Source organism: Rhizobium sp. RAF36 (assembly GCF_052114105.1).
GTDB lineage: Bacteria > Pseudomonadota > Alphaproteobacteria > Rhizobiales > Rhizobiaceae > Rhizobium.
In genome coordinates this window covers 97,222-111,908 of record NZ_JBFREC010000005.1, presented here as the reverse complement: position 1 = coordinate 111,908, position 14,687 = coordinate 97,222, and the positions used below count along the sequence as shown (strand labels likewise).

The following is a 14,687-nucleotide window of genomic DNA, read 5'->3' as shown; positions in this document are numbered from 1 at the left end:
GATGGCCGGTTCCAACTCCATCTATCGCAGCCGCCAGATCAAGAGCGGCATCGCGCTGACGCTCTGCACCGGCGCCACCGGCCTCGGCCTGATCTTCCTCGTCTGGATCCTCTGGACGACGCTCGTCAACGGTCTCTCGGCGCTCAGCCTGAAGCTCGTCACCGAGATGACGCCGCCCCCTGGTGAAGACGGCGGCCTCGCCAATGCTTTTGCAGGCAGCCTGATGATGGTCGTGCTCGCCGTCATCATCGGTACGCCGATCGGCATTCTGGCCGGCACCTACCTGGCCGAATTCAGCCGCGGCAAGAAGATCGGCGCGGTCATCCGCTTCATGAACGATATCCTGCTGTCGGCGCCGTCAATCATCATCGGCCTGTTCGTCTATGAGCTCGTCGTCCGCCAGACCGGCCATTTCTCCGGCTATGCCGGCGGCATCGCGCTCGCCTTCATCTTTCTGCCGGTGGTCGTGCGCACCACCGACGAGATGTTGCGCCTTGTACCGGACGTGATGCGCGAGGCAGCTCTTTCGCTCGGCATTCCGCGCTGGAAGGTCACGGTCGCCGTGCTCTATCGCGCCGCCTCGGCAGGTATCCTCACCGGAATCCTGCTCGCCGTCGCCCGCATCTCCGGCGAAACCGCGCCGCTGCTCTTCACTGCGTTGAACAACCAGTATTGGAGCACGGATATGTCCGAGCCGATGGCCAACATCCCGGTCGTGATCTTCCAGTACGCGATGAGCCCCTACGACGAATGGCATGTGCTCGCCTGGGCGGGCGCCTTCGTCATGACCGCAATCGTGCTGCTTCTGAGCGTGGGCTCCCGCGCCATTCTGAACCGTAAAGGTGGCAAATGATGCTGCAATCTTCCTCCACATTAGACACCCGCAGGACCGTGATGCCGATGGCCAACGACAAGTTCACCCTTGAAGATGTCAATTTCTACTATGGCGACGCGCATGCGATCCGTGGCGTCAGCCTGAATTTCCCCGAACGGCAGGTCTCGGCGCTGATCGGCCCCTCCGGCTGCGGCAAGTCCACGCTGCTGCGCATCCTCAACCGCATCTACATGCTCTATCCGAAGATGCGCGCGACTGGCACCGTCAAGCTCGATGGCGAAAACATCCTCGACCCGCGCTATTCGATGAACGAGCTGCGCGCCCGCGTCGGCATGGTGTTCCAGAAGCCGGTGCCGTTCCCGATGTCGATCTATGACAATATCGCTTACGGCATCCGCCACCACGAGCGGCTCGGCAAAGCTGACATGGATGTCCGTGTCGAGCAGGCGCTGCGCCAGGCAGCCCTCTGGGACGAGGTCAAGGACAAGCTGAAGGGCAGCGGTCTTGGCCTGTCCGGCGGGCAGCAGCAGCGTCTCTGCATTGCCCGCGCGGTGGCATTGCGCCCCGAAGTCCTGCTGCTCGACGAGCCGACCTCGGCACTCGATCCGATCTCGACGGCGAAGGTCGAGGAACTGGTGTCGCAGCTGAAGACCGATTTCACCATCGTCATCGTCACGCACAACATGCAGCAGGCGAGCCGCATCTCCGACAACACCGCCTTCATGTATCTCGGCGAACTCGTCGAATACGGCCCGACATCGCAGATCTTCCAGGCACCGAAAAACAAGCGCACCGAGGATTACATTACCGGACGTTATGGCTGATACGCCCGGTAGCCCTTTTGCCCAATCCCTTTAGGTGTATCCGAATACGCTAATTTACCGGCGCCGGTCCTTTCCGGTAAGAGAGCCCGGTCGCGAGCGGCGCGATGCGGGAGGGCTTCATGTCTTCGGGAATGATCGGGCGGTGGCTTCCACAGGGAGCCATCGCGGGGCTTCTGTTTGCTATATGCATGTCATCGGTCGCCTTTGCCGGCGAGAGGATCGATCTCGCGCTGGTTATCGCCGCCGACGTCTCGACGTCGATGGATCCGCGCGAGAAGGCGATGCAACAGGACGGCTTCGTCGCCGCCTTCCGCCAGCCCGAGATCATCGACGCGATCGGCAGCGGCAAATATGGCCGCATCGCAGTCACTTATGTCGAATGGGGCGGCGACCGCGGCCAGCGGATGGTGGTTCCCTGGACCTTGCTCAAGGATGAGGCCGATTGCTGGATGTTCTCGCTGCGGCTTGCCGAGAATTCCCCGACCAAGCTTCGTCGCGGCACCTCGATCAGCGAGGCGCTTTCCTATTCAGCCTCTCTGCTGCGCCAGAGCGGCTACGCGCCCGACCGGCTGGTCGTCAACATCTCCAGCGATGGCGTCAACAGCATCGGCCGGGAGGTCGCGCCCGTGCGCCGGGAACTGATCGCCGATGGCATGACGATCAACGCCCTCGTCATCAGCGCCCAGGGCGACGAAGACAACGAGGAGCCGAACCTCTCTCCGGAAGCACTGTTTTCCTATTTTCACCGCGAGGTCATCGGCGGCCCGGGCGCATTCGCCATGCCGGTCCGCTCCGCCGCCGACTACCCAAGCGCCATCTACCGCAAGCTACTGCGCGAGATCGGCGGCTTCGGCGAGATTGCCGGAAACCGCTGAAATCACCACGCCAAATCAAGCCGCTCCAGCCCGTGGAAGTGATAGACATCCTTCACCGCGGGCACCTTCGCCATCCGCAGGCCCGGCAGACGCTTGAAGAGGATCGGCAGGACGACGTTGAGCTCCAGACGCGCCAGCGGCGCGCCGATGCAGAAGTGGATGCCGGCGCCGAAGGAGAGGTTCGGGGCTTCGTTGCGACCGGGTTGGAAGGTGAGGGGATCGGTGAATTTCGCGGGGTCGAGATTGGCTGCCGCGAGAATGAGGCTCACCTTGTCGCCGCGTTTGAACGAAATGCCGTCGATCTCGACCGGCTCGAGAGCCCAGCGCTGGAAGATGTGAACCGGCGCGCAGATGCGCAACGTCTCTTCGACCGTCCGCTCCGTCGTCGGCTCATCCTTGAAGAGTTCGGCCGGATCGCAGCCATTGTCGAGGATGACGCGTACCGAATTGCCGATCTGGTGCACCGTCGCTTCGTGGCCGGCATTGAGCAGGACGATCGTCGTCGAGACGAGCTCGTCCTCGGTCAGATACTGGCCCTTGTGCTCGGTATGGATCATGTGGCTGAGCAGATCGTCGCGCGGCGCGGCGCGGCGTTCGGCAATCACCGTCTTCACATAGTCGGAGAATTCCTTGGCGGCCTTCTCGGCGCCGTCCTCGTCCTCGCGGGTTCGGCCGAAGAGATACATGCCGATATAGGCATGCGACCAGTCGAGAAGCTGCGGTCCCATCTCCTCGGGGATGCCGATCATCCGGGCGATCATCGTCACCGGAATGATATCGGCAAAAGCCGAGAGTAGCTCGACCTCGCCCTTGTCCGCGAAGCCGTCGATCAGCCGGTTGGCGAGTTCTTCCAGCTCCGGCTTCATCCGCTCGACATGGCGGGAGACGAAGGCGCGGTTGACCAGCGTGCGCAGACGGGTGTGTTCAGGCGGCTCCAACTCAAGCAGGGAATAGCGCTCGGCCAGATCGAAATTGGCCACATGCTGGTCTGGCTCCGGCAGTCCTAGCTCTTCGCGGCTGGCGATGTGCAGGATCTGGCGGCCGAAGCGGCGGTCGCGCAACAGGCTGTTCACATGGTCGTAGCCTGTGAAGAACCACTGCTTCTGCTGTTCCCAATAAAAGGTCGGACAATGCTGGTGCAGCGCCGAATAGACGGCGTTCGGATTGCTATAGAAAGCCGGATCGCTGCTATCGAGAGAAACGCGGCGGGTGGCGGGATCGATCGAGAGAAAGGGTGCTATCATCATGGCTTCGAGGCTTAGCGGATTTGCCAAGCCTCGAAAAGATGCAGCAACGGCTCTGCGTCAACCGGCGCGGGAAAGCGAGCCCATCCGGCGCAACGCCTCGACCTGATCGTCGACGGTCGGAACCAGTTCGCCGGCATTCTGGTCCATTTTTGCCGGCGGCGGAGCAGCCGTCTCCTTCTCGCCGAAGATGACGCTGCAATTGCGTCCGGCGCCCTTGGCGGCATAGAGCGCCCGGTCGGCGGCCGAGATCATCTTGTCTACATTGGCTTCAATCGGCGAGGCGATGGCTACGCCGATGCTGACGGTCGCCGGAACGATCGCTTCGCCGGTCGAGATCGGCAGGCGGCAGAACTCGGTGCGGATCGCCTCGGCCAGCGCTTCGGCTTCCGTCTGGTCGGCAACCGTTGCGAAGGCGGCGAATTCCTCGCCGCCCATGCGGCCGAAGACATGGTTCGGCACGAACTGGCGGGCGGATAGGGCGAAAGCCGAGAGTACGGCATCGCCGGCCTGGTGGCCGAAGCGGTCGTTGACGCGCTTGAAATGGTCGAGGTCGAACAGCAGCACGGCCACCTGGCGCTTTTCGTCGAAGGCCTTTTCCTGGATGGCGCCGAAGCGGGCAAACAGGCCGCGGCGGTTCCAGACGCCGGTCAGCGAATCCGTGAGGCTCAACACGCGCAAATGCCTTTCAGAGCGTTCCATGATCATGCGGCAGGTCAGTGCAAAGGCGATCGTCAGCAGGAAGGCGCTCACCATTGCTGCCACGCCGCCGTAATTGGTGGCCTGAGCATCGGTTGGCAAGGTCAGCGCCATCATCAGTGCCACGGCAAAGCAGAACACGCCCTGGATGACGAACACGGCAGCCAGCTTGCTGCGCGTTCTTTCCTGGCGCATGTTACCGGTGGCAACCGCCATGGCGAGCGCGGTCGCACCCGTGGCCGAGGCCAGATTATAGAGGATGACGCGGTTGCCGTAGTCGCCGCCGACCCATGGCAAGAAGACGCCGGCCAGCCAGATCGCCGGCGGCAGCAGCGCCCACCATTCGATCTTCCGGCGGTCGAGCGCCATGAAACCGGCGACCCAGGCGCTTTGCCCGGCTAGTGCCACGGCATTGCCGCCTTCGATAGAGAGAATATTCGGGATTTCACCGCGCAGCGCCACCATGGCAAAGCCTGCGCCGCTGAGAAGAAAGCCGAAGCTCCACAGCAGATAGGCCTTGTTGCGCGTGTTGTGGCGCCAGGCCATCAGCAGCAGCAAAGCGAGCGTCATGGCCTCCGAGCACCAGATCGCCAATCCTGTCGTAACACTAAACACGGCAATACCCCTTGAAGTCAGGGGCATACTCATCCGCCAATCTTCGCCAGTTGATTAATCGGGAGATCGGCGGCACGCGATATTCGCGGTTAGGCTTTGCAAAGGGTAAACGTTTGAAAGCACTTGCCGATAGATTAAGCTTCCCTTCATCCTGTCGCCGAGAAAAGCTGTGCGGGTGCTTGCAGGTCACTCGCCGTTAAGCGGCAATTCGCAGATAGACGCTACATCGCAGCACAAGGCTTTTCCACCGGTCCCCTTGCTTCTTAACGTTATCCTTATGCGTGTCTTGAAGTAGAGGGCAGGGACACTCTATGTAGGGATAAGGCATTTTTCTTTGATTCCCGGCCCGGCCGGCAAGACGTTGACAAAGGACGCACATGAGAAATCCAGTCGATACCGCTATGGCCCTCGTGCCGATGGTTGTTGAACAGACCAATCGCGGTGAACGCTCCTACGACATCTACTCCCGCCTGCTGAAGGAACGCATCATCTTCCTGACGGGTCCTGTCGAGGATCACATGGCGACGCTCGTCTGCGCCCAGCTTCTCTTCCTCGAGGCCGAAAACCCGAAGAAGGAAATCGCGCTTTACATCAATTCGCCAGGTGGCGTCGTCACCGCCGGCATGGCGATCTACGACACGATGCAGTTCATCAAGCCTGCCGTTTCGACGCTTTGCATCGGTCAGGCAGCTTCGATGGGTTCGTTGCTGCTGTGCGCCGGCGACAAGGACATGCGCTTCGCAACGCCGAACGCCCGCATCATGGTTCACCAGCCATCAGGCGGTTTCCAGGGTCAGGCTTCGGATATCGAGCGCCATGCACGCGACATCCTGAAGATGAAGCGCCGCCTGAACGAGGTTTATGTCAAGCATACCGGCCGCTCCTACGAGGAAGTCGAAAAGACGCTCGACCGCGATCACTTCATGACCGCTGACGAAGCCCGCGAATGGGGCGTCGTCGATAAGGTTCTGACGTCGCGCACCGAGATGGAAGGCGATGCTGCGGCATAGTGATTAATTGGGATGGTGTTTTCGCTGCCACAGTTCTATCCCAATTGTGATTGAACAAGGGGTTTAATCCCGGAGCGGACACGCTAAGAGTAAGTATTAATGCTATGTTGAATTTTCATGACATAGCATTCGGCATTCGAAGGGGAATTCGTTGCCGCCGGAACTTGAGCGTGTTTGGTTGGGTTCCGGTTCTTACCCCTTGAAGCTAGGCCGGCTGATGCTCCGGTGGCGGAGCGGGCTGGCGGGCCATTGAGTGGACCGCGATTTCACCTTTGAAATGCGGCGTGCTGGAAGGAAAGTGAAATGAGCAAGGTCAGCGGCAGCAACGGCGGCGACTCCAAAAATACCCTGTACTGCTCCTTCTGCGGAAAGAGCCAGCACGAAGTCCGGAAGCTGATTGCCGGGCCGACGGTGTTCATCTGCGATGAATGCGTCGAATTGTGCATGGACATCATTCGCGAGGAGAACAAGTCCTCGATGGTCAAGTCCCGCGACGGCGTTCCGACGCCCCAGGACATCATCAAGGTTCTCGACGAATACGTCATCGGCCAGCGTCAGGCGAAGAAGATCCTGTCGGTCGCCGTTCACAACCATTACAAGCGCCTCGCGCATGCGACCAAGAACGGCGAAATCGAGCTGGCGAAGTCGAACATCATGCTGGTCGGCCCGACCGGCTGCGGCAAGACTTACCTTGCCCAGACGCTCGCCCGCATCATCGACGTTCCCTTCACGATGGCCGATGCGACGACGCTGACCGAAGCCGGCTATGTCGGTGAAGACGTCGAAAACATCATCCTGAAGCTGCTGCAGTCTGCCGACTACAATGTTGAGCGCGCTCAGCGCGGTATCGTCTATATCGACGAAGTCGACAAGATTTCCCGCAAGTCGGACAATCCTTCGATCACCCGCGACGTGTCGGGCGAGGGCGTCCAGCAGGCGCTTCTGAAGATCATGGAAGGCACCGTTGCCTCGGTACCGCCGCAGGGCGGCCGCAAGCATCCTCAGCAGGAATTCCTGCAGGTCGATACCACGAACATCCTGTTCATCTGCGGTGGCGCTTTCGCCGGCCTCGACAAGATCATCTCCGCCCGTGGCGAGAAGACCTCGATCGGCTTCGGCGCCAGTGTCAAGGCGCAGGATGACCGCCGCGTCGGCGAAGTGCTGCGCGAACTCGAGCCCGAGGATCTGGTCAAGTTCGGCCTGATCCCCGAGTTCATCGGCCGTCTGCCGGTTCTGGCGACGCTTGAGGATCTGGACGAGGACGCGCTGATCCAGATCCTGTCGGAGCCGAAGAACGCGCTCATCAAGCAGTATCAGCGCCTGTTCGAGATGGAAGACGTGGAACTGACATTCCACGAGGATGCCCTTCGCGAAATCGCCCGCAAGGCGATCGTCCGTAAGACTGGCGCCCGCGGCCTTCGCTCGATCATGGAAAAGATCCTGCTCGACACGATGTTCGAACTGCCGGCGCTGGAAGGTGTCCGCGAAGTGGTCATCTCCGAGGAAGTGGCGCGCGGCTCGGCCCGCCCGCTCTACATCTACGCTGACCGTCAGGACGAGAAGGCCAACGCTTCTGCCTGATAGTCGTAGACGGCATGGTTAGATTTAGGGGCTTGCCTGCGGCGAGCCCCTTTCTATTTTGTGAACCGGGAGCCCTCCTGTTAATTATTGCAGAAGAAGCTTGAAAACGCTGTTCCTGACGTTGCGGAATGCGGCGTCCCCGGCAATGATGGAATGATTCCGTAGCGTGTTTTCCGGCCCAGTATTTTAGCCGGTTCGGAATTGGTAAGCGCCACTACAGTTACGCGCGTCATAGTGTGGGCGTTCCTTTGTAATAAGTCTGTCACAAGCAGGGAGCGCGAGCGTTGGCGTGGCTTGAAAAGGGTAAGAAGAACCTCCACTTGTAACCCAAGTGAGAGTGCCGGCCGGGTCCCAAGCGGCCGCGCCAGAGAGCCCGGAAACGGGACGATGGAAAGGAATAAGAAATGACGAAGAAAACGTCTGTAGCGAGCAGTGTTGCCTATCCTGTTTTGCCCCTGCGCGACATCGTAGTCTTCCCACATATGATCGTGCCGCTGTTCGTCGGCCGCGAGAAGTCGATCCGTGCACTTGAAGAAGTCATGGGCTCTGACAAGCAGATCATGCTCGTAACCCAGATCAACGCCAGCGACGACGATCCGGATCCGTCCGCGATCCACAATGTCGGCACCGTGGCCAATGTTCTGCAGTTGCTGAAGCTCCCCGACGGCACCGTCAAGGTTCTGGTCGAAGGCCGTGCGCGCGCCGAGATCGATGCCTATACGGCCCGCGAAGATTTCTACGAAGCCCTCGGTCATGTGCTCGAAGAGCCGCACGACGATCCGGTCGAGTTGGAAGCGCTGTCGCGCTCCGTCGTCTCGGAATTCGAGAGCTACGTGAAGCTCAACAAGAAGATCTCTCCTGAAGTTGTCGGCGCTGCCAGCCAGATCGACGACTACTCGAAGCTTGCCGATACGGTTGCGTCGCATCTGTCGATCAAGATCACCGAGAAGCAGGAGATGCTGGAAACCACCAGCGTCAAGGCCCGTCTCGAAAAGGCGCTCGGCTTCATGGAAGGCGAGATCTCGGTACTCCAGGTCGAGAAGCGCATCCGCTCGCGCGTCAAGCGCCAGATGGAGAAGACCCAGCGCGAATACTATCTGAACGAACAGATGAAGGCGATCCAGAAGGAGCTTGGCGACGGCGAGGAAGGCCGCGACGAGATGGCCGAACTGGAAGAGCGCATCTCCAAGACCAAGCTTTCGAAGGAAGCCAAGGAAAAGGCTGACGCGGAGCTGAAGAAGCTGCGCCAGATGAGCCCGATGTCGGCCGAAGCCACCGTCGTGCGCAATTATCTGGACTGGCTGCTCGGCATTCCCTGGGGCAAGAAGTCGAAGATCAAGTCCGATCTCAACAATGCCGAGAAGATCCTCGAAGCCGATCACTTCGGTCTCGACAAGGTCAAGGAACGCATCGTCGAGTATCTGGCCGTGCAGGCGCGTGCCACAAAGATCAAGGGCCCGATCCTGTGCCTCGTCGGCCCTCCGGGCGTCGGCAAGACCTCGCTCGCCCAGTCGATCGCCAAGGCGACCGGCCGCGAATACGTGCGCATGGCGCTCGGCGGCGTTCGTGACGAAGCTGAAATCCGCGGTCACCGCCGCACCTATATCGGCTCGATGCCCGGCAAGGTCATCCAGTCGATGAAGAAGGCGAAGAAGTCCAACCCGCTCTTCCTGCTCGATGAAATCGACAAGATGGGCCAGGATTTCCGCGGCGATCCGTCTTCGGCTCTGCTCGAAGTGCTCGATCCGGCGCAGAACTCGACCTTCATGGACCACTATCTGGAAGTCGAATACGACCTTTCGGACGTGATGTTCATCACCACGGCGAACACGCTGAATATCCCTGCGCCCCTGATGGATCGCATGGAAGTCATCCGTATCGCCGGATACACCGAAGACGAGAAGCGCGAAATCGCCAAGCGGCACCTGCTGCCGAAGGCCATCAAGGAACATGCGCTGCAGCCGCAGGAATTCTCGGTCAGCGACGATGCCCTGATGGCGATCAGCCAGCAGTACACCCGCGAAGCCGGTGTTCGTAACTTCGAACGCGAACTGATGAAGCTCGCCCGCAAGGCGGTCACCGAGATCATCAAGGGCAAGACGAAGTCGGTTCATGTCACGGCTGAGAACATCGACACCTATCTGGGTGTTCCGCGCTTCCGCCACGGCGAAGCCGAACGCGAAGATCAGGTGGGTGTTGTCACCGGTCTCGCATGGACCGAGGTCGGCGGCGAACTGCTGACGATCGAAGGCGTGATGATGCCGGGCAAGGGCCGCATGACGGTCACCGGCAATCTGAAGGAAGTGATGAAGGAGTCGATTTCGGCTGCTGCATCCTACGTCCGCTCACGCGCCGTCGATTTCGGCATCGAGCCCCCGCGCTTCGACAAGTCGGACATTCACGTCCACGTGCCTGAGGGTGCGACGCCGAAGGATGGTCCGTCGGCTGGTGTTGCGATGGCAACCGCGATCGTCTCGATCATGACCGGTATTCCGGTCGACAAGAACGTGGCGATGACGGGTGAAATCACCCTGCGCGGCCGTGTCCTGCCGATCGGCGGTCTGAAGGAAAAGCTGCTCGCAGCACTTCGCGGCGGCATCAAAAAGGTGCTCATTCCGGAAGAGAACGCCAAGGATCTGGCGGAGATTCCGGATAACGTGAAGAACAACATGGAGATCATCCCGGTATCGCGCATGGGCGAGGTGATCAAGCATGCTCTGATCCGCAGGCCGGAGCCGATCGAGTGGGATGGAACGGTTGAAACGCCGGTCATTGCAACGGTCGAAGGCCTTGACGACACAGGTGCTGGCATCGCTCATTGAGCGGCATTCGCCACATTTATGTCAAATTGCTGCAAATCCCCGAAAAGGCTGGCGTAAATCGCCAGCCTTTTTTGTGAAAACCTTATGGAGGTGCTTGCTTTTCCTTGATTTGCAGGGCTTTTGGGTTGCGGCGGGCCTGATGAAACCTATTCTGTGCCTGGCTTACAGATTGAGTCGTTTCAAACCATTGAAAGGGGTGGAAACATGAACAAGAATGAACTCGTGTCCGCAGTTGCTGAAAAAGCTGGCCTGACCAAGGCAGACGCTGCCTCTGCTGTCGACGCTGTTTTCGACGTTGTCCAGGGCGAACTGAAGAGCAAGGGTGACGTACGTCTCGCTGGCTTCGGCAGCTTCACCGTTTCTCATCGCGCTGCCACCAAGGGCCGCAATCCGTCCACCGGCGCTGAAGTCAATATTCCGGCTCGCAACGTGCCGAAGTTCACGCCCGGCAAGGGCCTGAAGGACGCCGTCAACGGCTAATCCGGTTTTGCTTGGCCGCCGGATAACGAGACCGGCAGGCGGAGTTTTGAAGGGTTCGGCGATAGCCGGACCCTTTTTGCATTTCGGACGGCTTGCAGGCGGAAGACCTTTGAACTACGGATCGGTAGTTCTCAGGGCGGGGTGAAAGTCCCCACCGGCGGTAAGGGTTTCGGCCCAAGCCCGCGAGCGCTTTGCCCGCAAAGGGGCAGGGGTCAGCAGATCCGGTGCAATTCCGGAGCCGACGGTATAGTCCGGATGAAAGAGAATGATCGCGAGCCGCATGCGGGGCAGGGTCTGCCCGGCAGCCGTCCTGCGCTCATGCGTCCTGATTTGTGTTGGTCCCTTTCTGGATGAAAGACATGAATCAGACTTCCCTTAGCTTTTCCTCGTCGCGTGCGATGGCCGGTGCCGCCTTCATGGTGCTGGCGGGCATCGCCTTTTCCATTCTGAATGTCGTCACCCAATGGGTGACGATGAAGATGGGCTTTTCCGCTGCCTCTGCCGCATTCTGGCAATATGCTTTTGCGCTGGTCTTCTCGCTGCCGTTTCTGAAGCGCACTGGTCTGTCGGCCATGCGCACTGCCTATCCCTGGCGCCATATTGTTCGCGTAGCGCTCGCCGCACTCGGCGTCGAGGCCTGGGTCGCCGGCCTCGCTTCGGTGCCTATCTGGCAGGCGATCGCGCTGGTAATGACCTCGCCATTCTTCATCATTCTCGGTGCCCGTCTGTTTCTCGGCGAGCGTGTCGGCCCGGCGCGCTGGGCAGCCACCGCCGCCGGTTTCGCCGGCGCGATGATCATCCTGCGGCCCTGGTCGGATGCCTTCACCTGGGCAGCCCTGCTGCCGATCCTCTCGGCGCTCTTCTGGGGCGCCTCGTCGCTGATCACCAAGAGCCTGACCGGCATCGAGAAGCCCGAAACGATCACTGTCTGGCTGCTGGTGCTGCTCACACCGATCAACGGCGTGCTTGCCGCTGCCGCTGGCTTCGAGTTGCCTGAGGGTTTCACCCTCGCGCTCTTCGTCTTTGCAGGTCTGCTGACGGTCTTTGCGCAATATCTGCTGACGCTCGCCTATACGGTGGCGGATGCCGCCTACGTTCAGCCCTTCGACGATCTGAAGCTGCCGCTCAATGTGCTCGCGGGCTGGCTGTTCTTCGGTTATGCGCCGGCAGGTTATCTCTGGCTGGGTGCAGCGCTGATTTTGACGGCTTCGCTGTTCATCATGCGCAACGAGATCAGACGCGAGCGGGCAGGGGCTTGATGCAAAGCGGTGCAAAACGCATCGCCTGTCATCCCTCTGTCATCCGCTTCCCTCAAAACCCCCATGTTTCGATTTTTCGACGCATGGGGGATTTCATGACTATTTCATCGCGCAAGGCAGCGCTCGCTGCCGTGCTTCTGGCTTCCGTTGCCTTTCCGGCGGCTGCCGAGCCTGTTTTCAACCGCATCGCATCTTTTCCGGTCGCTTCGAACCTGCCCGAAGGCAAGGACAAGCTTTCGACGACCTCCGCCGAAATCATCACCGCCACCGATGACGGCAACACGCTTGTCTACAGCGACAGCCCGCTCGGCGCGATCGGCTTCGTCGATATCACCGACGCCAAGGCCCCGAAGGCCCTGGGCGCGCTGATGATGGACGGTGAACCGACGTCGGTTACTTCGACGGCTGGCAAGGCGCTCGTCGCCGTCAACACCAGCGAAAGCAAGGTGAAGCCGTCGGGCCGTCTGGCGATCGTCGATGTTGCCACCAAGAAGATCGAGAATACCTGCGACCTCGGCGGTCAGCCGGACTCGATCGCCCTCAACAAAGACAAGACGCTCGGCACCATCGCCATCGAGAACGAGCGTGATGAAGACGTCAACGACGGCAAGATCCCGCAGATGCCGGCAGGCGATCTGGTGATCTTCGAAGTCAAGGCTGGCGCCGTCGATTGCGGCACCATCAAGCATGTCACCCTGACGGGTCTCTCGGCTGTTGCGCCTGAGGATCCGGAGCCCGAATTCGTCTCCTTCAACGGTCAGGACGAAATCGCCCTGACGCTGCAGGAAAACAACGAGATCGTCATCATCGACGGCAAGACCGGCACCGTGAAGACGCATTTCACCGCCGGCAGCACCGATCTCTCTGGTATCGACACCAAGAAGGACGGTCAGCTGAAGTTCACCGGCGAAGCGAAGGGCGTCCTTCGCGAGCCCGACGCCGTCAAGTGGCTGGACGACAACCGTCTCGTCGTCGCCAACGAAGGCGATTATGAAGGCGGCTCGCGCGGCTTCACCATCTTCGACAAGACCGGCAAGGTTCTCTACGAATCCGGCGCCTCGTTCGAGCGCGCCGTTGCCCATCTCAGCCACTATCCGGAGGGACGCTCGTCCGCCAAGGGCGTCGAGCCCGAAGGCCTCGAGGCCGCCAAGTTCGGCGACGATCAGCTGTTCTTCCTGCTCGCCGAGCGCGCCTCCGTCGTCGGCGTCTTCAAGGACACCGGTGCCGATCCGGAACTACTGCAGATCCTGCCGTCGGGCGTTTCGCCTGAGGGCGCTGTCGCCATCCCGAGCCGCAACCTGTTTGCCACCGCCAACGAAGTCGATCTCGGCGAAGATGGCGGCCCGCGCTCGCACGTCATGATCTATGAGCGTGCCGAAGGCGAGAAGGCCTATCCGCAGATCGTCTCGGCGGAGAAGGACGGCAACCCGATCGGTTTCGCAGCCCTTTCCGGCCTTGCAGCCGTTCCTGAAAAGGCCGGCCAGCTCTTTGCCGTTTCCGACAGCGTTCTCGGCAATCAGCCGACGATCTACACGATCGACGCGACGAAGAAGCCCGCTCTCATCACCGACGCGCTGACAGTCAAGCGCGATGGTGCGGCTGCCCAGAAGCTCGACATTGAAGGCATCGCCGTCGATGCCAAGGGCTGGTTCTGGCTGGCCTCCGAAGGCAATAGCGAGAAGCTCACGCCGCACGCTCTCTACCACGTCAACCCGAAGGGCGAGATCAAGGAAGAGATCGCGCTGCCGAAGGAACTGACGGATAACGAGATCCGCTACGGCTTCGAAGGCGTGACGATCGTCGGCTCCGGCGACGACGCAACGCTGTGGATGGCTGTCCAGCGCGAGTGGAAGGACGACAAGAAGGGCTTCGTCAAGCTCGTCTCCTACAATCCGAAGAGCAAGGAATGGGGTGCTGTTCGCTACCCGCTCGACAAGTCTGAAAACGGCTGGGTCGGCCTCTCGGAAATCTCCGCTCATGGCGACAGCGTCTACATCATCGAGCGCGACAACTTGGTCGGCGATGCTGCCAAGCTGAAGAAGCTCTACAAGGTCGCCATTTCCGACCTGAAGCCCGCCAAGCTCGGCGGCGAGCTGCCTGTCGTCAAGAAGGCGGAAGCCCACGACTTCCTCGACGAACTGAAGACGGCAACCAACGGCTACGTCCTCGACAAGCTCGAAGGCTTCGCCTTCGACGCCTCGGGCAAGCCCTACGCCGTCACCGACAACGACGGCGTCAGCGACTCCTCCGGCGAGACCCTGTTCTTCCCGGTCAACCTTGTTGGCACGAACTGAGCTGGCGATAGCTGGATGAGATTAGGAAGGCCGGGCGAAAGCCCGGCTTTTTTGCTGTTTGGGAGTGTTTGGCGTTGGGTAGCTCCCCGAAGCCTCCCTCATCCCTGTGCTTGTCACAGGGATCCAGTCTGCCCAAGTCTTTGGGCAGA

The 14,687-nt window shown here is 60.5% G+C and carries 11 protein-coding genes and 1 riboswitch; of the genes, 9 read left to right on the top strand and 2 right to left on the bottom strand.

The window, feature by feature from the left end:
- Position 1 precedes the first annotated feature (1 nt).
- From pstA to AB4Z25_RS18545, 3 genes are all read left to right on the top strand, one after another.
- On the top strand, positions 2-853 hold the full coding sequence (gene pstA / locus AB4Z25_RS18555; protein WP_112537432.1) for a phosphate ABC transporter permease PstA: 852 nt from the start codon (positions 2-4) through the stop codon (positions 851-853).
- Positions 853-1,659 (top strand): phosphate ABC transporter ATP-binding protein PstB, encoded by an 807-nt coding sequence (pstB, locus tag AB4Z25_RS18550; RefSeq protein ID WP_442208814.1) that lies wholly within the window; start codon positions 853-855, stop codon positions 1,657-1,659. The genes pstA and pstB overlap by 1 nt, the downstream gene beginning before the upstream one ends.
- A 119-nt stretch (positions 1,660-1,778) precedes the next feature.
- Positions 1,779-2,534, top strand: a complete 756-nt coding sequence (locus AB4Z25_RS18545; protein ID WP_162698666.1) for a DUF1194 domain-containing protein — start codon at positions 1,779-1,781, stop codon at positions 2,532-2,534.
- Positions 2,535-2,536: 2 nt separating this feature from the next.
- Here AB4Z25_RS18545 and AB4Z25_RS18540 read toward each other — a convergent pair whose 3' ends face one another.
- A complete protein-coding gene (locus AB4Z25_RS18540; protein WP_112537429.1) occupies positions 2,537-3,781 on the bottom strand; it encodes a cytochrome P450 in 1,245 nt (414 codons plus the stop codon).
- Between the two features lie 57 nt (positions 3,782-3,838).
- Entirely contained in the window at positions 3,839-5,092 is a 1,254-nt protein-coding gene (locus AB4Z25_RS18535; RefSeq protein ID WP_112537428.1) for a GGDEF domain-containing protein, read from the bottom strand.
- A gap of 377 nt (positions 5,093-5,469) precedes the next feature.
- Between AB4Z25_RS18535 and clpP the strand changes: the two genes are divergently transcribed.
- From clpP to AB4Z25_RS18505, 6 genes are all read left to right on the top strand, one after another.
- The gene (gene clpP, locus AB4Z25_RS18530; protein ID WP_112389661.1) at positions 5,470-6,102 is read left to right on the top strand and encodes an ATP-dependent Clp endopeptidase proteolytic subunit ClpP; all 633 of its coding nucleotides are present in this window, start codon (positions 5,470-5,472) and stop codon (positions 6,100-6,102) included.
- 303 nt (positions 6,103-6,405) lie between these two features.
- Positions 6,406-7,683, top strand: coding sequence for an ATP-dependent Clp protease ATP-binding subunit ClpX (gene clpX, locus AB4Z25_RS18525; RefSeq protein WP_112389662.1), 1,278 nt, complete (start codon positions 6,406-6,408; stop codon positions 7,681-7,683).
- Between the two features lie 404 nt (positions 7,684-8,087).
- Complete coding sequence (lon, locus tag AB4Z25_RS18520) at positions 8,088-10,505, top strand: endopeptidase La (protein ID WP_112389663.1); 2,418 nt, start codon at positions 8,088-8,090, stop codon at positions 10,503-10,505.
- A 204-nt stretch (positions 10,506-10,709) separates the two neighbouring features.
- Complete coding sequence (hupB, locus tag AB4Z25_RS18515) at positions 10,710-10,985, top strand: DNA-binding protein HupB (RefSeq protein ID WP_112389664.1); 276 nt, start codon at positions 10,710-10,712, stop codon at positions 10,983-10,985.
- 123 nt (positions 10,986-11,108) lie between these two features.
- A riboswitch (FMN riboswitch) is annotated at positions 11,109-11,256 on the top strand.
- A 79-nt stretch (positions 11,257-11,335) separates the two neighbouring features.
- On the top strand, positions 11,336-12,244 hold the full coding sequence (locus AB4Z25_RS18510) for a DMT family transporter (protein WP_112537427.1): 909 nt from the start codon (positions 11,336-11,338) through the stop codon (positions 12,242-12,244).
- Between the two features lie 95 nt (positions 12,245-12,339).
- Positions 12,340-14,538, top strand: a complete 2,199-nt coding sequence (locus AB4Z25_RS18505; protein ID WP_112537579.1) for an esterase-like activity of phytase family protein — start codon at positions 12,340-12,342, stop codon at positions 14,536-14,538.
- The last annotated feature ends 149 nt before the right edge of the window (positions 14,539-14,687 follow it).

Excerpts from the sequence above, each read along its gene's own strand:
- clpX (WP_112389662.1), top strand. The coding sequence starts at position 6,406 with ATGAGCAAGGTCAGCGGCAGCAACGGCGGCGACTCCAAAAATACCCTG.
- AB4Z25_RS18545 (WP_162698666.1), top strand. The coding sequence starts at position 1,779 with ATGTCTTCGGGAATGATCGGGCGGTGGCTTCCACAGGGAGCCATCGCG.
- clpP (WP_112389661.1), top strand. The coding sequence starts at position 5,470 with ATGAGAAATCCAGTCGATACCGCTATGGCCCTCGTGCCGATGGTTGTT.
- lon (WP_112389663.1), top strand. The coding sequence starts at position 8,088 with ATGACGAAGAAAACGTCTGTAGCGAGCAGTGTTGCCTATCCTGTTTTG.
- pstA (WP_112537432.1), top strand. The coding sequence starts at position 2 with ATGGCCGGTTCCAACTCCATCTATCGCAGCCGCCAGATCAAGAGCGGC.
- pstB (WP_442208814.1), top strand. The coding sequence starts at position 853 with ATGCTGCAATCTTCCTCCACATTAGACACCCGCAGGACCGTGATGCCG.
- AB4Z25_RS18540 (WP_112537429.1), bottom strand. The coding sequence starts at position 3,781 with ATGATGATAGCACCCTTTCTCTCGATCGATCCCGCCACCCGCCGCGTT.
- hupB (WP_112389664.1), top strand. The coding sequence starts at position 10,710 with ATGAACAAGAATGAACTCGTGTCCGCAGTTGCTGAAAAAGCTGGCCTG.
- AB4Z25_RS18510 (WP_112537427.1), top strand. The coding sequence starts at position 11,336 with ATGAAAGACATGAATCAGACTTCCCTTAGCTTTTCCTCGTCGCGTGCG.
- AB4Z25_RS18505 (WP_112537579.1), top strand. The coding sequence starts at position 12,340 with ATGACTATTTCATCGCGCAAGGCAGCGCTCGCTGCCGTGCTTCTGGCT.